The following is a 19,949-nucleotide window of genomic DNA, read 5'->3' as shown; positions in this document are numbered from 1 at the left end:
ATACTACTATTAAGCAGTATCTTCATTGACCATATTGAGAGATTCAGAACTTGAAAAGATATCAAATCTCATACTAACAGTTCCCTTTCTTGCGTCTTGTTGAACATTTTGAATAAAGTTTAGAGACTCATAAAAAGGAACTCTAGCAGGATAGGCATCTAGAGTGATAAATCTTATTCCTAACTGCTCTTGAGAGATATTCAAAACCTGATACTGTACATACTCCATCAAGTACCGACCCAATTTAAGGTCTTTGTACTTTTTGTCTCTTCCTAATCTAGCAATTTTTACTGCAGGGACACTGTTTCTAGGGAGTTGTGAAACCTCTTTTTCCGAAGAAGCCAGTGAAATACGATCCGCACATATAGAACAGAATGCTGCTAAATCGCCACAATAATATAAAACAAACGTCTTATTGAGACCAAAATTTTGCTCTTCCAGACATTCTTCACGAAAGAAACGATTCATTTCCTCATCTTCACAATCGAACTGTGATATGTACCATTCATCTTCTTTTCCTAAAGGATATACAGCTACCTGTCTTTCATTAAACAATTCTAGCGCCGCCTTGTTTGAATGTTTGCAAATTTTTGTTCATACTGTTTTTTCAACAATTCTAATTGACGTTCACTAGGTTTTGATTGAATCTGTTTTAATACTGCTTCGGCATCTTTTCCATACAAAACAGGAGTTTCTGCAATTTGTGTCGCCATTCTTTTCCCCTTCTTTCCCATCGTTCGCACACCTCCGTTAATATAATTAACGCTAGCATATGCGATAGAATCATGTTTAGAACAATCGATTACTAGGAGTTGTGTTTGATAGATAGCCTAGCTGTTAGTACAAAACTATCGCAACCCTATTCTATTATCATTCTACCAAATGTTACTAGGTTAAATCTACCATCTATCAAGAAAATTTTCCCTGTATAATTAATAGTAGAAAAAGAGGGGAGATTAACAACCTCTCCCCTATGTTCTATTTGATTTAATTAAGTTATTTAATCCACTAAACAGTTCTGTTGGATTATTCGCTTGAATTGTAAAATTCGATAAGTTATATGTTGGTCCAGCCATTGCTTGATTGTTTCTAATAGGAGTATCAGGAATGGTATTCCGCACGGTTCCTAGAATGCTTCCAACAAAATTAATTGGCTGCATGATGACACTTTTTAGTTTGGCAATGTGATCCTGTGTGAACACTTCTTCTCCAAGTTTTAGGATTGCCGGAACTTCATTACTGGCAAGTGGAGCAGAGCCAACTACGCCTCCTGTATGATACTTAGGTACGTTTGCAGATGATGGAGCTGCGCCCCCAGACATAGAAGCCATTGCCGCCATTATAGCCTGCATTTCCTTTAGCCTATCTCTAGCTGATGAAACCATTGTTTCGAGCTTTGAAATAGCTCCACCTGTATATTCATCTAAAACTTCATGAAATGCCACCTTACCCGCTTCGGTAGTTTCAACCATTTCTTTGAGATGAGTTTTGAGATCTTCTGCCTCTTTATCATAAATGGTCTTGAGCGTATCAATCTTTGTTTGAGTATCTTGGGTAAGAAATTGATTCAACTGTGACAAGTAACCGGCATACATATTCATGCTGTCCAGTTCGGATTGGTGAACTTGTCTTAGCGTATCTAGGCGCGCCTGTTCATTTGCAATTTCAGTATCATATTGAGACTTCAATTGACCAATTTTATTCTGTACATCCTGTAAACCAATCCGATACAAATCCTCAAGACTTTTAACATAAAGCTTTTGGGACTCAAGTTCATTCTGGTGGATTACCTTAGTCTTATCGAGTTGTTCCTGTAGCTTCTGAATGGTTTCGTTCTTGGTTTTCTCAAGCTCGTCAATGCTGTCTTGGAGAGCTTTCTTGACGTCTTCGCGTTCATACTGCTTTAAAAGATCGTCACGCTGCTTCTCTAGTTCAGCAACCTTCCCTTTATCATACGTGAGTATTTCCTTGCCATCAGCATTGATATAGGAAAAGCGCTTATCATTCTTAACCTTGTCAAGCTCGTCATTGATATCTTTGAGTTTCTTTAAGCGATCCTCTTTATCAATCTGCTCATCAAGATTCTTTAGTGCTTCTTTCTGCTTATTGATTTCATCGTCATAAGATTTCTCTTTTGCTTTGATTAGTTGTGCGAGAGCTTCTTCTTCATTTTTGTACTGTAACTCTTTAACTCGGATGGAATCGTTAAGTGAATCAATTTGAGCCTTAAGCCCATTAATGTAATTAGTTTGCTCAGTAATTGAGGAAGATGAGAAGTTAGCGCTATTTTGATAATTCTTAATCGCTTCAGCTATCTCGGTAACTTTCTTCTTATACGATTCTAAGTCTTCCCGTGTACCTAGGGTGGATTCAACAAAATTACCTTTAACATACTTACCATCTAATGCATCTAAAGCTGACAGTATAGAATTGATGGAAGTACTAAAGTCAGTTGAGTTAAAGGTATCCTTGACTTCAAGAGCCTTATTCAAACCTTCAATAATCTTATCGTTTCTCTGCTGATGAAGTTTGATTTGATTTTCTAACGACGCTTCTTGCATCCGATATGCGGTTTCAGTTTGCTTAATAAGCGCGTTCGTTTCATTCATAAGCTTTTTGATATTGCCAGCAAACATGATCTGACCATCAATCATATTTTTAAGCTGATCTGCGTTTTGGTAAGGCATTTCCATCATGCTTTTCATATTAGCCGCGAGTCCAGTAATGTTACCTTTATAAGCATTAAGCCGCGTTCTAGCTTCGTCAGAAGTATCTATAGGCGAGTATCCATTCGGGTATTTCTTATCAATCATATCGATACTCGCCATGATTGCATCGACTGAATCCGCTAGTTCACCCGGATTGAACGATTCCTTTGTCTCCATCTTTTTGCGGAGTTTCTCAATCGTTTCATCTGCTGCTTGTGAAGCTTTCTCCATTACCTTGTTGAAATCTTCCTCATACTTGGATAGGAGTTCTTGTCTGACACGGTAAACTTCTTTATCCGCATTTAACCGCTCTTCGGTTCCTTGATCGTACCTTGCCTGGACACGTTCCCAAGCAGCCAATTCATCATCTAAGGATAGCCGTTTATAATATTTCTCTTGATCAATCCAATTCTTAGAGATGTCGAATTGTTCTTTATTATATTTGGCGATGCTTTCGGTAATTTTCTTCTGAGTAGATTCAACCGCAACTTGATAATCCCACCAGTTGTTGCTGAGTCGACTAAGGTTGTTTTCTTTCTGCTCAAGTTGTTTAAGCAGGTCGTTTTCTTGTTTCTGATTAAGTTTACCAACAGCAATTTTATTCTTAACGTCCGATATTTCAGAGCGAAGACGTTCAGCTTCATTGTGGGCGAGAGCTTGCATTTTCTTTCGAATATCAACTTGCTTCGTTAACTCGTCGCGATAATCCTTAGACGTGTCAGGGTAACGATTGATTATAGCTTCGGATTCCCGTAGTTCATCATCAAGACTTCGTAAAGCACGTTCGTACTCGTTAATTTTATACTTTTCTGATTCGTCATAAGCAGACGGTTCAGACTTAGTCTTTGCGCTTTTCTCTTTTGGCGTTTTAGTTTTAGATGAAGATACACCCAAATTGGGATTATCTAATGTTTTTTGCAAAACAGCAATTTGAGCATCAAAGCCAGTCATTTCACTGATAAAGCCTCTTAAAGCATCTCTTGTTGCGTTGGCCTCTGCTAACTGAGCCCTCTTTTGCTGTTCAAATTTCTCTCTGTATTGATTAGGAATTGTTGCTACTTTAAATCCTAATTCCTCTTCAATGCCTGGCTTAGAATTCTCGATAATCTTTCTGTTTACATCTTCAAGTTTACCTTTAGCTTCAGCTACACTTCTAATTGCTCCAATTTCTTTTCCATAAGCTTGCATCCTGGCAATGGTATTTGAGATCGCGGCAGCCGTAGAAGCTTTCTCATTTTCCAAGTCAGCCTTAGCTTTATCAATTTTAGCTTGTCTAACTTTATCTAATGCTGACTTCTCAATAGTAAAACCTTCTGCGCTAATCTGTACGTAACTAGCCAATTCAGGATATTGCAAAATTAAATCTTGAGTCGCTTCACTGGACAGAGCCTGACCTTTAGTTACATCACTGATAGCATTATTTAAAGTTTTCAATTCATTTGTCGTTGTGTTGAACTGCTTAATGAAATTTTGATTCTTAGCTATCCCAGTAGCAACTTGTTCATTGTTATCTTGTAGAGCATCTGTGTTATTTTCAATCTCACCAGTCTGTTCATTGAAAGCTCCGCTTAACTGATCGGTACTACCTCTAGCTTTATCTTGAGTCTGCGTAAGTTTGTCAATTGCTCTTTCTCTCTCTAAAAGTTGAGTCTTCTTCTGCTCAAGTCCATTTTTATCGTTTACAGCGTCTGAATAGCCTTTAAGCCTCTCTCCGCTATTCTCAAGCATAATAAGAAAGGCATCAAACTTGGTTTTGAGCTTGTTTAACTCTTCCTCTTTTAATAATGCTTTCGAAATATCCCCAGAGTCATAAAGTGATTTGATTTCACTTTTCATCTGCCTTGTCATATTGCTGAAATTTTCTCTTGCTTCATTGGCGGTTTGAGCATTAAATAGCTTTTGGTAAACTTTTAAGTCACTAAACTCTTTAGAAACATTCGTACCGAGCTTTTTTAATTTCTCTTCTGCTTTCGCAATTTCGGTATTCACATTATTCAGTTCAATACCATTAGCTAATTTAGCCTGTTCGACTTGCTCTTTTGTCATCTGTCTTAAAGATTCGATGTACTCATTAGCTTTTTCTTTGTTGAGCGAAAGAGAGTCTCCATATTTCCCTGTATGTTCAATTAATTGAGGGGCAATGCTATTGATTTGGTTCAGTACAGATTCTAATTCCTTTTGTTTCTCGCTGTTACCCGCAGCCAGTGGTTCAAGCTTATTATATTGGTCAACTAGGCTTTGGAGATTATCAGCATTCATACGTGTTTGATTTGCGTTTTCGGCAAGGGCTTGAGAGTTAACTTCTACTGATTTTGTGCTACCCACGAAAGCAGACACTAAAAGTTCTGCTAGCACTACTGCAGCACCTATCCATCCAAAAGAAGCCTTCAATCCGATTCCTGCAGCTTTTAATGCATTAAATGCCTTGACTAATCCATATACGCCTGCAATAGCTACGGGTAGATAAATATTTATTCCATAAGTAGCCTCTGTAAGTGATGTGAAGCCTTTAACCATGCCAGTTATTCCAGTAACAATCGCACTAAACGCACTTGTTACACCGCTATTGCCAATTGTTATGGCAAGATTCTGCCAAGCTGCACTATTAAGATTCAACTTCGCCTGAAGAGAATCCATGTATTTTTCATTTTCACGGAATGCAGATCCCTGAGAGGTGAGAGACGTTTGAGTCGCTTTAATTGCAATATCAAAATTACCCATCAAAGCCAGGAATCGCGTCAATTGATACTTACCCGCAATGCTTAATGCTGTATGCTGTTGTTGAGTCATAGATAGCGATTTCCATTTACTACCCAGCTCATTAATGATCTCGGATGCTTTACGATTCTGTCCATTCACATCCGTAATCGCTACTCCAACTTCGGCAAGGGCAGTGGCAGCCTTTTTGCTGTATAGACTGGAAAAGATAGACTTTTGAGCATTGCCAATAATATTGCCACTTTCCCTTGTTACCTCACCAATCGCCGCTGTATAGCCAATTAACTCATCTAGGCTAACTCCATAAGTAGCAGCCGTAGCACCAGCCTTTTCCATACTTTGTGATAATGTCTTAGTTGTAATCGAATAGTCGTTATCTACTTGGTTCAGCTTATCGACAATCTGAATGGTATCTTTCGCTTCAATCTTATAAGCCTTCATTGCCGCGATTAGATTGGACATAGCTTCTTTTGGGCTTAAATCAGATACATTAGACGCAAGAGTTGCAGTCCTAGTTATGTCCAAGGCTTCTTGTGCAGCGTAGCCTGCTTGTGCCGCGTCAATTAACGCCTCGTTAATCTTGGTTATCTTTTGTCCCAACTCATTTGCCATAGAAATTGAGCCATTCAACATTTCTTCAAAGTTTGTATCAGCATTCATGACACGTTTAAGATGAGTCATTTGGGTATCAACTTCAATAATAACTTGAAGCATTTCTTCCATTGCTCTCTTACTTCCGTAAATGGCAGTAGTAGCTACTCCCCAGGTAAGCGTACCTGCGATAGCTGATGCCATTGCTTCACCAATACCTGCTACATGTGCTCTGCTTGCTTGTGCTGTATTGCCTAATGTTTTCAGTTGATTGTCAGTATCACTTAAAGATTTTTTATAATTGTTTACAGCATTCGTATTTTGAAAAGTTTTATTTAATTCTTCTAACTGCTTCTTTAACTTTTCAATAGCACCAGTAAAACTCTGAATGTTCTTGGTAAAATTTTGATCGACATCAATCCTTAATTGCAGTTTGTCTATCTTCTTATCTAAGGCAGCTACTGCTTTATTGATCTCAGTTGTTGTTTTTCCAACGTTTAAACCGGCAGTAATTAATATCCTCAAATCATCAGCCATTGTCTCACTCCTTTTTAGAAAATAAAAAAGAAGCGACACAATGATCGCTTCCTAGTCGTACCTATTCTGTTTTAATCAAAAGTTAATGGAATCCTTGTGATCCCTTGCAGCCTGATCTAGCTTTTGTGCAAAGGTAATGCTGTCTGAACCGGTCATAAAGCTTTCACCACATGATGGACAAGTATAAGTAGGAACACTATACACCGTGATTACTTCTCTTCCTACCCTGCCCACTCTTGTGATATAGTTCAGATCTGCTTTTTCTCCACAAATACACATTAAAGAGTAATCTTCAAAGGCTTGCAGCTGATCCAAAGCAGGTACCCCTTTCAATAACACCAAATACTACACAAGAAAATTATACCATTAAATGTAGAGAAAACAATATGCGTTCTGTGTTCATCTAATAACCCTACAAAGTCCTTAATCTGTTTTGATTCCTTGCTTGGCCAGTCCAAGCTTCATTGCTTTTACATGAGATTGCGACCTTCTCAATTCTTGCCGTGTAGCTTCGGTGAATGCTCTTGGTTTATTTGTATAATCAAATGAATAATAATATCCTTGTCCAGTTTCCACTATCTCCGCTACGTTCCTATTCCCATCTGAACGAATATTCTCAATTGAAACTGTATCGTCTTTGATCATTTGTACTCTAATATTGTTGGGATCGCTTAAACCGCCATGCTCCTCATCACGTTTATACATTTTAGGCTCATATACAGCATAAACCACTTCATTAATCTTATTCGTCATAACCTCTACCGTATTAGTGGCAACCTCATTTTTTAACACTACATTTGCTTTTGACTGTATATACCGTTGAAGTTCTTTAATTGAAGTGAAGTCAGGCATTAAGCAGCTCTTTGTTTTGAATATTCAATTGATTCACTTTCTCACTCATCTGATTACTCAATTTCTTATTCTGCTCAATTAGATTTTGATAATCATCCAAACGCTTGAAGATCATTTCATAAATTTTTTGGATTTCCTTATTGTCGAAACGGCTCTCAAGCTGTCTAACGTATTCGTTGTCAGCAAGCTTGGTAAACAAGTCTAACTTTGTCGAAAAATCAGATGGAAGCTCTGAAACAATTGTTGAAAAATGAACAACCACGTGTAAATATAGAAACTTGTGAAAGGTATTGTCGTCTTCAATTTTCCCTTGATGCTTTTCGTATTCTTGCAAGAAAATTGCTAGTTGCTCAGTCATCGTTTCAATTTTAGATGGACGGAAACTCACATATACTTCTGTATAAGCCCCATCATCAAATACAACCTTTTTCAACTTGTCATATTGCTCATCCTGGGTAGTGGCTTGCTCAAGCGTAAGTGCCAATTTTTTGTTTTTTGCTTTAGTCATTTTTAATCCTCCCTAATTGTAAAAAGCCATATTCAGCAACCTTTTATCAGGTTTCTCAAGATGAATTTCTAATAAAAAATAGGGTAGAAACCAAAAGGAATCTACCCTCAACAAATTTATGCCAATGGAATACGTACAACCTGACCAATGACATTGCTGTCCTTTGGTTTAAGCACCTTCAAATCAAACTGTTGAGCTTGACCGTTACGCTCGGAAGCCGTTTTAACCGAGAAGTTACCCGTCGGTACTGCACTTTCGAAAATATACTGAATCTTATACAGAGGGGTTTCATCATTATCAATCTCAAGTGTTTCAAGGACAAGTTTAGTACCTCGTGCAAATACACTATTGTCGATATTGATGGTTTCTGTCTTAGCAGATGTAGCATATTGGAAAGTTCTAACTTCTACTTTCTCACCTGCGGTTACTCCCGTAGTGAATGTTACATCTTTGCTGGAAAGCGTGTAGTTTGCTTTTGGAATAGGTGTGCCGTCTGCTTTATAAATTGCGAGCGTATCTGCGATTGGCGCTTCTGGCAACGAAATTTTAATCGTAGTCGAACCGCTGGCGGTGTACCATTCTGGCATGGCATATGCTTTGCCTGCTCCTGTTACAATAGACTGACCGAGCTGACGAGCCATCCAATCATAACGGAACAGACTGTCTGTCATCTTGACGGAGATATCACGGTCAGAGTGCAGTACGCCTTGTAGTGCATTACCACGGCCTCCACGAACCTCATTTTCCTTTACATTAAAATCAATATCTCCGCTTTGGAGAGTTGTGGATGCAAATACTTGACCATCCTTGTCAATCATCTGCGCAATAAATACGTCTGCAATCAATGCCATTAAAAAATTCCTCCTAAAATAAAATAAGGAGCTTTCGCCCTTTTAATTTTTCATTGCTTTATTTAAGTGATTTAGATTATCTTTTCCAACGAATAAGCTATCGTAAGGATTCTCAAACATATTGATCTCTTCGGCGAAATGTTCAATTGATACTTTCTCTGCACCCGCACATTTCATTGCAATTGATGTGTGATAACTCTTATCCCTTGATATACGTTTGAAATCAGCGGTTAATTGATAAATGGTTTGTTCCCCAATTTGGTCATAGGTTTTACCAGTAATTACGGAGACCGTTGTTATCATGTCTTCGAAGGTAATAGGAATACCATTTTTGCTTTTAGCTTCGATAGCCTTATTCGCCCATTCTTGTGTGAGCTTATTTTTGTAAACCTTCTGTTCAAACAACAAGTTTTGCCGCATGACGATACTGCGAAAGCTTTCATAATTACTGCTATATACCTTCTTATCACTATTAATAATAAAGGAACAACCATTGTCGTCTTCGCGAAGTAGAGGATCGCGACCAGTCACTAATTTAATAAGCAGTTTAAGCTGTCGTATCATCTCGACATCTTTCATACCGTATACAATCAAATCTAATAAAGGGTACTCTTGATATTCGTTAGAGAAATGATTCTTCGTTATGTAGAGGACATTCTTACAATCATTAAACTCATCATAGTCCTTTACCTTGATTGGGAATATTTCGCCTGCCTCAATATCTATTTCTGGCTTACCCAATATGTATTTTACCGATTCCATTTAGTTCACACTCGACACACTGTAGGTTACTTGATAGCCAGAGTAGTCCGAATTGTAGCGAACTAGTCTCCCCCGATCAAAAGGCATCTTCTTAAAGCCTAAAATATGCTTGTCATTTAACATTTCATCGACTTCGTGCAGAACTAGGTAGGGTCGCAATAATGCTTTATCATTTAGCATCCATAAATTATTATGAATGAGTACATCAATAACTAAAACGCTCTCCTTTACTCCTTTGTTCTCTACAGACGGCTTGAAGTTGTCGAGGTAGATACTCAAGAAACTTGCTTCATACTCTTGCTCACCTGGAATCTTCGGCATAGGGAAAATATGCTCATTGAGAAGGCTTGAACGCTGGTCGTCTGACATATCGGGTTCGGATAACGGATCGTCGACGGCATAAAAAAGCAATTTGCACAAGTTCTGATTTTCGATCAAATTACTTAGTAATCCTGAGATATTTTTATTTAACTGTTCGAACCTAGCCAACTAGGGCATCGCTCCCTTCACCATTTGTTATAAGCGATACCTTCTTCAACTTTATCAGATGAACTAATGGCGACTTCCTGTAAAGTAAGTGTGAGCAGATTAGCTCTGGATAAGCCATCAATCGCAGAGACTTTCCATGCTCTCCTATCAAGAATAAAACGATGTGACTTTCCGATTTGAGCAGTATCCACATTGAACTGAATAGTGACTTTTCTCTCCTCATTTGGCAAATTAATAATTTTCCCTGATTCGATTCCTACTGCACTAGTGACGTTTTCTAACCAAAACGGAACCTCTATTAACTGTCCGGCCTTATTAGTCCATTTCAATCTAGAGTGGCATTTTCTAACCCTAACCGACCAAAAGAAATCGCGATCTTCTGCTTGAAAGAGAACTATATAGGGCGTGTTATCAATCTCAATGTAGTCGCCTGTTTTAATCTCGTAGACAGTTTTCTTGATTAGAACAATCATATCTACATCCTTTTGCCACTCATTCGCATCGTTTATGATTGCATCGTATGTTACCGAACCAGTAGATAAATCATTAATCTTAACTTTGCTTTTTTCACATAAATCGAAAACAATTTCTTCACTGTCTGAATTAGGAGACATCCATTTGCTGTAGTCCTTCATGTATTCACCCTAACTTCGAAATCCCTTTAAGAATTCCCCTCGTAAACATCCTGTTAATTTCTTGTGTCAGACGGCCTGTTATTTCTTTAAGAGCAACTATTTTGGACTGTAATCCAATTACCTGTAATTCAGAACGTTTATTGAAATGATTGGATAGTTTTAAACAACTATTCAGTTCACGCTCCATGTAGCTCTTATAAATAAGCTTTCCAAGTAAACGGATATGATGCCGAGGAATATCATTTAGAATTTCTGTCTTGTTGGTATCGCAAATGATCTCTTCGCCAAAGTTCTCTTCATATTCATATACAGCAGAATTCAAAAAGGTATCAACAATGTTGTCGGGAACATTGACATCTAATTCAGGGTGCTTAGCCAAATCTTCATTTATCGAGGAATAAAATACATCATATATTTTTTCTAATGTGACAGGCATTTCTCACCAACTTTACTTCTTTGAAATCATGCTTGATTTAGTTGTTTCCGGTTTACTTTGAAGATCCTCTTCCGTAACCGACATCCCTGTAGCTGTTTCGATTACTTTCACCTTTTTGGCATCCATAGACTCATTTTTATACTGTTCTCTCGCAAGCAGGACAATCTTCTCTTTAGTCCCATCACTTGTATCAGCCGCGAGAATAGTTTCAAGGTGCTTTGCGTCAGATTCCTTTACAAGTTCGCCTAACTCTTCTCTGGAAAGTGCGTTAATATCAACTTGATCACCATCTTCAAGCCCAAATTCGATGCGTACTTCTTTATTATCAATATAAAGATGGCCCTTTTGAATCAACTTGCACGAAGTGTAAATGTTAAGAACATTATCAAAGGATACCTCTTTGTAGCTGCCGGGTTTAGGCAAAACAATTGGCTTCCCATCAGTCAATACAATTCCAAGTGAACCTGTTGGCATATTGTTGACCACTCTAATCATTTTTGCTTTAGTCATTTATAGCCTCCCTTATTTAAGGAGGGGTAAACTCCCCTCCATTTTGTTTATTTACAGCGAAGTATTCTCATACAGCGCCATATTGTTCACAGCAAGTACAGATACGCCAGCTTTGCGATAGTACTCTTTTGTGGTGCTCCAATCCTTCTCTTGTTTATCACGAATATGCATATTACCTTCCAGTACAATCTTAACTGGCTTGTCAGCATTAACAGGAGCCATATAGATATAACCATCATCAAGCAACTTCTGAGAATTCGTTTCATCTGTAAAGGAGTTAGGCAATTCCACTACATCAGAACCCTTGTATTTGCCAACATGTCCAAGATTACGAATATCAAGTCGATCTGCTTCGGATGTTTTATTCCAATCAAAGCCTGCACCATTAGAAATGTCAGTAAGTCCTACGGCTGTTCCAAAGACAACTGGTTTGCCGTATGCCTGGACAGTACCTTTCAGTTTATCAAATTCAGATTGAATAAAAGAGCTGCCAGCAAATCGATTTGCATTATTGGTAGTTCCAAAAGCACCAATCAGCGCATCTTGGATGCCTGCATAGATTTGATCCATAATTGCATCGACAAGTTGGTTAATCATATCAGCAAAATCTACTCGACCAGTAATCAGATCTTCGTACTCAGCATAAACTGCACCACCGATTGGTGCTGTTTGAGTAACAAAGGTACCTTTGTACAACTTCTGACGAGGCTGTTCAACACCAAGTGCAGTGTATGCCGCAGTAATTTTACCATTCTTAACGTGCCACTTTTTAGTGACACCGTCTTGGACTTGGGATACATCTGCAAATACTCCCAACCGTTCAGTGATTTTAATGGGCAAAATAGCATCAACTGTTTGCTCAATAACCTCATTAATTAGAACCTCATTACGACGATAATCCTTCCCCAATTCAGCTAGATATGCCCGCATACCTTCTACACGTTGTTCAGGAGTAAATTTAGGATCAGAGCTTCTTCCAAGAGCTGCGTCAACGGCACAGTTCAAAATACGTTGTTCAATCATTTATGTAGTCCTCCAATATTTATATTATTTATTTCAATACTTTTACTTGAACGGCATTGTCACCGTTTAGTTTAGTTTTACCAATCACTTCTACAGTAAGATATGCAGTAGCGTCAGCAGCAGTATAGAATACCAGTTTTCCGCTAGGTTGTACATGTCCTTTATCCCCAACTTGAATAGCGTTAAAATCGGCACGTGGAGAAGTACCACCTGTGTAACCAATTGCGGTAACTGTAAAGATGTCCCCAGCTACTTTTTCATAGGTACGGGGTTTGAGTTTAGACCCAGCCTTATTAATGAAGTCACCTTCATTCATGCTTTCATATTGATGACATACGGAGGCTACCAACACAACACGGTCAGTCACCGCTGCTGGAAGTTTTAGTTCACCATTTACTTCATCCTGTACTACAAATTGCCCATTCTCCAAATCAACCTTTGCTTTAAGTCGGCCATCTGGTGTACCAGACACACGATCCAAGCGAACAATACCATATTTATTAGCCATTTATATAATTCCTCCTTAATATTTTTACTTTACATATTGAACTTTGTAAGCTCGTCATTGCCAAGATCTTTCTGTTTGGTTACAGAAAAGAAGTTGCTACCCTTCGAGTTGTTAAGCCTAATTGTTTCTTTATACTTTTGAGCACAAATTTCATTTACCTTATACTGAACCTTAGTAAATTCTTTAGCTTCTGCTACTTCGTTAACCAATGTTAGCTCTTGTTCGCTTAGGCTTTCTTTTACCTCTGCAATCAAGGCATTAATTTTGTCTACTTCTGCCTTCTCCAATGTGTCGTTCTTATACTTAGACAAATCATCTACTTGAGCAGTTAGCATTTCTTTCTCTTTCCCAAGTGTCGTTACCGCTTGATTCGCTTCATTTAGTTGAGCGGTAAGAGTCGCTACCTGGGCTTCGAGTTTTTCTTTTTCAATCTTCATTTCCTCTAGACTCACTTTTTCTTTTCCTCCTTTAGTCAATTGAGCAACTAATTTTAATGCCTTACTTGATGGTTCTGCAGGAACCGATACAAGACAATCTGAAACTAATAGGTTCCCCGGATGGGCATCAATAATAAGCCAATTGTTTTCATCGACTCTATATTCATGAGCAATCACTTCAACACTAAAATTTAGACCAGATGTTACATACAGCTCATTTATTACTTTCACTAGGTCTTCATTTCGTTTGCTGATCCTCGCTGTTCCATGTAATTCTGCAATCCTATTTTCATCATACTTCTTCTCAAAAGAAACGTAGTTCCCAATCTGTTGAGTAAAGAACTTATTCAGAAATTCGGAATATTGATGTCCAAGACCATCATACTCATTTTCAAGCAATCTTTCTAAATCGACAACCAATGGAAGACCATTATATTTATCCTGATTCTGAACAATTTCATCGATAAAGCTCTCAGTGAAATAGTAATTGTTCAGGTTCACTGCATTTCGCATGAGAAGAATGTCCATTTCAAGAAATAGTGGATTACTGTTTTCTTCACTTAAAACTGTTTTTAGGGAATTCAATACAAGCTGTTTCTGCAATCAATCACCTCCTCTCACTGACCTGTACGCGGAGCCATAGAACCACCATTTGTTTTGTCTTTCACAGTATTATCATTAGACAAGTCTGGTTCGGAAGGTCTTCCCCCATCATTACCACTTATCGTATGAGATGTTTGTAATGGTTTAAACTTGTCCTTGTACTCTAACGCGTCCTCAATAGCTACTATGTCGATATAATTTGAAACATCCATTCCTCTAGCCGCGATAGAATGACTTAGACTTCCACCCTTATCAAGCAATCCATCAAATGCGGCAATCACTTTATCACGATTAAATGATGTAATGCCGAGGAATTTCATTCGAAATTGAAACTGACTATTACCAAACGACTTAAACTTCCGATTGAACCAAATGGATTGAATCTGTCCAAGAATTTTAACAAGAGAATTGGTAATAATCTCGACGTTTAAGACGCCAGCCGAGAAGTTTCCACCTTTTAGTGCCCCCTCGCCAATACCGGCGTTCATAAGTACATCGCTCTGCACTTCCTGAACCTTACCCTTTTCGAGTGCAGATAATTGCAGAGGAATATCATCGAACTTTGTCCCACCCAAAACAGTCAAGCATCCTGCATTATTGGGTAAGAGTTTTTTCAAATTCTCATGCGATTGTATGATTTCTTCTTCGCCAAGAATTGAATTCCCCTCTTTATCGACAGGAATTTGCTGTACAACAATTTTTCGTTTTTGAGAGTTGATAACTGAACGATCTAATTCTTTAAGCTCGTCGTAATATTGAATATCATCGATAGAACCATATAGTAGACCTATTCCTTCTCTGCTCTCCATATTGGAACCAATTTTGATTGTGTATGTCTTCTCATAAGGTAGCGTTCTCCAATTGTATTCATTGGAAAAGTTAACTCTCGAATCATCGATACGCTTTTTATAATCCATATACATCTTTTTAAATAAAGGATCGTAACCGTTTAACTGCATTTCTCTTTCTCGCATTGTTTGAAACTGTTCAAAGTACTCAAAATTGAACTGTAGTACCGGATTGCCATCAGAAGCTACTCCAATTATTCGTGTGTAGTCTAAAGGCAATGGCTGGATGAAAGTTCCACGATCATACGCCGAGTACCGACCGTATTTAATTGTTTTAAACAGAATGTCATCTACGGTCGTATCCATAATGCAATCCGCCAAGTACGCCTTTACCTCAGCGTGTTTTTTCTGATACGATTTAGTATTTAGTTTTTCGATATTTACAACGGAAGGCTCGATAAGATACTCAAATGAAACAATGTTTTTAGTGGTATCAATCAATCTTCGGTAAGTTCCATTTGTAATATAGAGGTAGTCAGACATTTCTCTAAGCGCAACAGAGTTCTTTTCATGGTTTGAGAGCAGCCTCTTGATATCTTGGCTAGAATACTTTACATCTTGCTTATAACTACCATATTGATTGCTACTGTTATATGGCGTGTAAGCTAATTCAGCAGTAATAACTTTGCCTTTTTCATTTTTTACTATGTTGACTGTTTCCGACACACTTTGTCCTCCTTCCTTCAGTTATACAGAAACACCATTTTACTGGTCTTCTTTTTACCTGTAATATGTTCCCTTCTTAGTTGTTGTAATTGCCATGCCAACATTGCTAAACAATAGGCCCTGTCATCATGCATCTTAGTTTCTTTATCCGGAGCGAGGGCATACCTATATCCACCAGAGGGATTATCATATCTGTAGATATTTACAGCTTCTTCTTTTGTTAGATCAATATTTTTAAGCGCCAGTTCTTCATCAAATGATAATTTATAGCTTTTTTCCTTGCTTTCATGCAAACCATCAGCATTCTGTTTACTTTCAAACAACGTCAAATAACCCTTCATATCGTATTCCTCAGTAAAAGAAATAAGATCAAGGTTTAACATCTCAACTAATGCATCAAACATTTCTGTTTTATATTTCTTTGGAGATAATAGCTTAATTTTATCAACAGCATTTGGAAATTTGCTAATGTAGTCTGCCGATTCAATTTTATCAATAAGCCCTTTGTGCTTTATCCCTTTAGAATCTGACCAGTCTTCCATGAAATAATCAGCAATATTAACGCCACCACCACCAGCACCTGAATCAATCATCAAAGATATTAGATTTTCATAATCTGCAGCATTCTTCCCGTTATAGTCAAGAAGCATTTGCTTTAAATGACTGATCTGGTCTGGCGTCCTCATCGGTGTCTTTTTCTTTTTGGATATGTCCGCAAAACTAACCCCATTACAAATGTTCATTTTATATCCAACTTCATCATCGATGTAATATTCACCGACTAAACAAATCGAATTATCATAAGACCTTGCGGGGTCATATGCTAAAGCAAACTTACTGCTTGTATTATTGAAAAGAGTAGGAACCCTAACTTCACTATTTCTAATGATCGTCGCGCGGCGTATTGCTTGATTTTCTCCACCTTCGGTACTGAATTTGTTATAGTATTCGCGGAGCGCTTTTTCCTTGTTTTTCTTCATTGCATCGTCAATTACTTCTTGCCGTAATAGTCCCGGATACTTCTTTCCGTCGAAGGTTGCATTAATTACGATTTCAGCATTGATATCGGCAACGAAGAATCGCTTATCACCGAGAATCATCTTTTTAGCATAATCTTTATACAGCTTATAAAAATATGTATCTGTACTTGATGCAGAAGAAGCCGCAATCACTTGGTTCGGAAATTCTTTAGGGAGCAGCGAGACATCTACGCCTCCACCAAGTTTAAAGTTGCTATCTTGGGCAAGGAAAGGCATTGATGTTTCAAACATTTCTTCTGGAGCAAACCCAGCTTCATCATAAAAGTTAAGATTGGAACGTTTACTTCTGTTATTGTCGAAGGCACCATTCAAAGAATTTACTGCAGCACCGTTATAGAGCTTATATTGAAATGAGCCTGGATTATGTGTGAATCCATCTGTGTTAGCAGCACTCTTCACTGTTTCGTTATAGAATACATCAGTTAATCCTGTAAATGATGCAATTTCTCGTTTTGCAATCTTTTCGATCTTTAAGAATGCTTCCTGAGCTTGAGAACCGACCCCAGACATTATATATGCTTGAAAATTCGGAATTAGATTTGATTTAGCCATGATGAAAGGAGCTGCCAATGTCGTTTTGCCGCTGTTCCTTGACTGACACCAGACATTAAATGGAGTGACCCAACTCATCATAAAAACATATTTCTGATTATCGAGAAATTCAATACCGTAAAACCTTTCACAGAACTTAACGGGTACTCTTCTGCCCCATTGGACTACTTCTGCAAGCTTCAAATATCCTTCTAACTTCCTTTGAGATATCTCTTTCTCTGACTTCTTGATGATTATTTCCATAACAAGTTGGCCCCACCCCCAGTATCAATTCATGTCTTCAAAGTGCTTTATTTTAATGTGTAAATTTCTATTATCTTCTTCAAGCCTTGAACAGTCCTTCTCGTACTTTAAAATCATTTCCCTTTGCTCTTTGATCATCTCGGTATAATCATTTTCATTTAACATCAACTGGTCCATCAGACTTTTATTGCTTATATCTGCAACTTGTCTCATACCGTCACATGTTTCAATGTCATATACATTTATATCTGCAGCGTGTATACCTTTCTCGTGCAACTGTTTGATAATCCCCGAAAGAGTCCCGGCGCCTTTACTCTTATTATTATTGTGATTTACTGAAATCCCGTTATCCTTTGCGAGTGCAAGCACAGATTTAAGCATTTTTTCTTTTGCTGTAACTAGAGAGGTGACGCCACCAGCATTAGCTGAGACAGCCTCAGTATCAGAAGTGATTCTAGAAAGAGCGATATTCAATTTATCAATTTGATTGAAACTCTTCACGATTTCAATTACTGCCGGTAACTTAAAGTTATCTTCAAGGGTACTTTCATCAAGAAACTCAACCAATTTATTAAACAAATTTCGTCGATCTGATGGATGCTCATTTTCAAAAGGATCATACCTAAGCATACGAATTACATCTTCTTCGTTTCTTGTGTCTTCTTCATTACCGCTATCTTGGAGGATTTCTTTCTTGATCGGTCTAATAAATGTCACTTTATCACTATCATCATAGGTATATTCTTTGTATGATATCTGGCAATTTTTCACGTACAGGCCAAATGGATCTGAATTTTTATTGTTTGCTTCAGCGAGAGTAGATTCCCATAAACTCGCAATAAATGGTCTATTCAAGACGAGCAATGTCCTTCTTACACTTTTCAAATCATTTGAATTGGTATCGGCAAGCAAGCATTCCTTACATACATGAAATCTCTTGTCTTCATGATATTTAGAATTTGACATCCAATACTCCGTATTAAGATTTTTGCTTTTGAGACAACATGTACAAACTTTTTTTAAAGGAACATTTTTAGTTTTTGCTACACTTGCTCTAGCCATAATCACACCATCCTTAACTCCCTGAATTTAAAAATGAAGACGGAAAGGAGGGAGTGGCCAATTTAAGAACTAACCGTTCTCCGCCTCCATTATTTAATGAATAAATGAAAACACACCAAACCGAATAGGGCATGATGTGCTTGAAACTAACTCACTAATTTAGTTTTATGCTATAACTTATTGATCTACCCTTATCTTTCTCAAATACAGAGAAGTTAGCACCGGCTTTAGCTCCCGTCATTAACGAATCTGAATACTCGTCTGATCCCATTACACTTGGAATCTGAATAATCTCAATGTCGTTTGTTAATCCTTCGCCAACTGTCAGTGTACCGCCATGATGAAAGTGAGCTATGTACAGATAATCAATAAATTCTCTATGCAATACAGACAAGTCTCTAATAGCGTTCTTTTTGCCCCTCAACTGATGCCCATGCAACGCCCACAGCTTATAGCCAAAGACATCTAGTTTCACATAGTCTTTATCGTATAGTGGAACTTCAATTCTGGGGTTATTTTCAAGTACATCATGAACGTAGTTCATAATCACTTTCTCCAGATCCTCCGACGGATACTCGCCGCGGTTACTGTTAAACGGTCGTATCTCTGAATGATTTGCAGATGGCACATGATGATAGGTTATTCTCACATACTGAGACAATACATTGAGCCAGGACGCAATAAACTTGCTGAATTTAATAGTCTGATCAATAATTCCACTTTGTATAGATTGCAATTGACTTGTACGAAGTGTCATTCCCTCAATCGAATCTGCCGCATTAATAATATGTATATGTTCAAAACCATGCTGCCTAATGATTTCTAACGTATTGCCCATAAGCAGAGACATTCTGTCACGTGCAATATCTTCACTATATTCATTCTTTAGACTTTTAAAGTACTTGCCGAAGTGGATATCGGCAAAGGATAGAACACCAACCTTATCTCTTGTAGGTGGATAGATAATGGGCTGAAACTTTGGAACAGGAATCTTCTCAATGGAATCCTTTATCATATCCCACATTACTTCTCGTCTAGCTGCTTTATTTAGATTCTTATTGAGTTCATTCTTTACAGCTTGAATCTTTTTGTATTCCTTCTGTGCCTCAAGCTTCTTTTCTTCATGCAACATGACTATTTCATCAGAACTAATTTCAGTTTGATGCAAATCGTATCCGCGTTTTAGTAAATGATAATCCTTTCTCCACTTTGATTCAGAAAAATCCTCATTTGATTCAGCGTTCATAACATCTCTAATTTGATGCCAATTTTCTAACCCGTACAACTCTTTATCATTTCCAATACGCAAAAGGAAACGATCTAGGCTTTCAGCTTTACCGCGTGTAATATTGGAATGATTCACTTGATAA

General features: G+C 37.8%; 19 protein-coding genes. All 19 read right to left on the bottom strand.

The window, feature by feature from the left end:
• Positions 1–9 precede the first annotated feature (9 nt).
• The 19 genes from HMPREF1207_RS19090 to HMPREF1207_RS19005 all read right to left on the bottom strand — a co-directional run bounded on the left by HMPREF1207_RS19090 (position 10) and on the right by HMPREF1207_RS19005 (position 19,942).
• Positions 10–555 (bottom strand): GNAT family N-acetyltransferase, encoded by a 546-nt coding sequence (locus tag HMPREF1207_RS19090; protein ID WP_009671484.1) that lies wholly within the window; start codon positions 553–555, stop codon positions 10–12.
• A 2-nt stretch (positions 556–557) separates the two neighbouring features.
• Positions 558–734, bottom strand: a complete 177-nt coding sequence (locus HMPREF1207_RS29915; RefSeq protein ID WP_009671574.1) for a hypothetical protein — start codon at positions 732–734, stop codon at positions 558–560.
• Positions 735–971: 237 nt separating this feature from the next.
• On the bottom strand, positions 972–6,554 hold the full coding sequence (locus HMPREF1207_RS19085; protein WP_009671549.1) for a phage tail tape measure protein: 5,583 nt from the start codon (positions 6,552–6,554) through the stop codon (positions 972–974).
• 75 nt (positions 6,555–6,629) lie between these two features.
• Positions 6,630–6,869: a hypothetical protein gene (locus tag HMPREF1207_RS29365; RefSeq protein ID WP_138918117.1), complete on the bottom strand. Its 240-nt coding sequence runs from the start codon at positions 6,867–6,869 to the stop codon at positions 6,630–6,632.
• A gap of 108 nt (positions 6,870–6,977) precedes the next feature.
• Positions 6,978–7,406, bottom strand: coding sequence for a hypothetical protein (locus HMPREF1207_RS19075; RefSeq protein WP_016423901.1), 429 nt, complete (start codon positions 7,404–7,406; stop codon positions 6,978–6,980).
• Positions 7,399–7,914, bottom strand: coding sequence for a hypothetical protein (locus HMPREF1207_RS19070; protein WP_009671525.1), 516 nt, complete (start codon positions 7,912–7,914; stop codon positions 7,399–7,401). Before HMPREF1207_RS19070 ends, HMPREF1207_RS19075 begins: the two co-directional genes overlap by 8 nt.
• Before the next feature lie 116 nt (positions 7,915–8,030).
• On the bottom strand, positions 8,031–8,765 hold the full coding sequence (locus HMPREF1207_RS19065; RefSeq protein WP_009671555.1) for a hypothetical protein: 735 nt from the start codon (positions 8,763–8,765) through the stop codon (positions 8,031–8,033).
• A gap of 42 nt (positions 8,766–8,807) precedes the next feature.
• Positions 8,808–9,527 (bottom strand): hypothetical protein, encoded by a 720-nt coding sequence (locus tag HMPREF1207_RS19060; RefSeq protein WP_009671570.1) that lies wholly within the window; start codon positions 9,525–9,527, stop codon positions 8,808–8,810.
• Positions 9,528–10,016: a hypothetical protein gene (locus tag HMPREF1207_RS19055; RefSeq protein WP_016423900.1), complete on the bottom strand. Its 489-nt coding sequence runs from the start codon at positions 10,014–10,016 to the stop codon at positions 9,528–9,530.
• Between the two features lie 17 nt (positions 10,017–10,033).
• Positions 10,034–10,651: a hypothetical protein gene (locus HMPREF1207_RS19050; protein ID WP_009671526.1), complete on the bottom strand. Its 618-nt coding sequence runs from the start codon at positions 10,649–10,651 to the stop codon at positions 10,034–10,036.
• 4 nt (positions 10,652–10,655) lie between these two features.
• Positions 10,656–11,087, bottom strand: coding sequence for a hypothetical protein (locus HMPREF1207_RS19045; protein ID WP_009671530.1), 432 nt, complete (start codon positions 11,085–11,087; stop codon positions 10,656–10,658).
• 12 nt (positions 11,088–11,099) lie between these two features.
• The gene (locus tag HMPREF1207_RS19040) at positions 11,100–11,597 is read right to left on the bottom strand and encodes a hypothetical protein (protein WP_009671518.1); all 498 of its coding nucleotides are present in this window, start codon (positions 11,595–11,597) and stop codon (positions 11,100–11,102) included.
• A 51-nt stretch (positions 11,598–11,648) separates the two neighbouring features.
• Complete coding sequence (locus HMPREF1207_RS19035; protein ID WP_009671497.1) at positions 11,649–12,620, bottom strand: hypothetical protein; 972 nt, start codon at positions 12,618–12,620, stop codon at positions 11,649–11,651.
• Positions 12,621–12,648: 28 nt separating this feature from the next.
• Complete coding sequence (locus HMPREF1207_RS19030) at positions 12,649–13,128, bottom strand: hypothetical protein (protein WP_016423899.1); 480 nt, start codon at positions 13,126–13,128, stop codon at positions 12,649–12,651.
• A gap of 29 nt (positions 13,129–13,157) precedes the next feature.
• Complete coding sequence (locus tag HMPREF1207_RS19025) at positions 13,158–14,168, bottom strand: hypothetical protein (RefSeq protein WP_009671559.1); 1,011 nt, start codon at positions 14,166–14,168, stop codon at positions 13,158–13,160.
• A gap of 14 nt (positions 14,169–14,182) precedes the next feature.
• A complete protein-coding gene (locus HMPREF1207_RS19020) occupies positions 14,183–15,682 on the bottom strand; it encodes a hypothetical protein (RefSeq protein WP_009671504.1) in 1,500 nt (499 codons plus the stop codon).
• A 17-nt stretch (positions 15,683–15,699) separates the two neighbouring features.
• A complete protein-coding gene (locus tag HMPREF1207_RS29910) occupies positions 15,700–17,517 on the bottom strand; it encodes a hypothetical protein (protein ID WP_009671532.1) in 1,818 nt (605 codons plus the stop codon).
• A 24-nt stretch (positions 17,518–17,541) separates the two neighbouring features.
• Entirely contained in the window at positions 17,542–18,579 is a 1,038-nt protein-coding gene (locus HMPREF1207_RS19010) for a hypothetical protein (protein WP_009671493.1), read from the bottom strand.
• Between the two features lie 154 nt (positions 18,580–18,733).
• A complete protein-coding gene (locus HMPREF1207_RS19005; RefSeq protein ID WP_009671507.1) occupies positions 18,734–19,942 on the bottom strand; it encodes a hypothetical protein in 1,209 nt (402 codons plus the stop codon).
• Positions 19,943–19,949: the final 7 nt, after the last annotated feature.

Origin of the sequence: Paenibacillus sp. HGH0039, assembly GCF_000411255.1 — a bacterium.
In the GTDB taxonomy this organism is placed as follows: Bacteria; Bacillota; Bacilli; order Paenibacillales; family NBRC-103111; genus Paenibacillus_F.
The sequence above is the reverse complement of the archived record's forward strand: the minus strand, read 5'-3'. Positions and strand labels throughout refer to the sequence as shown.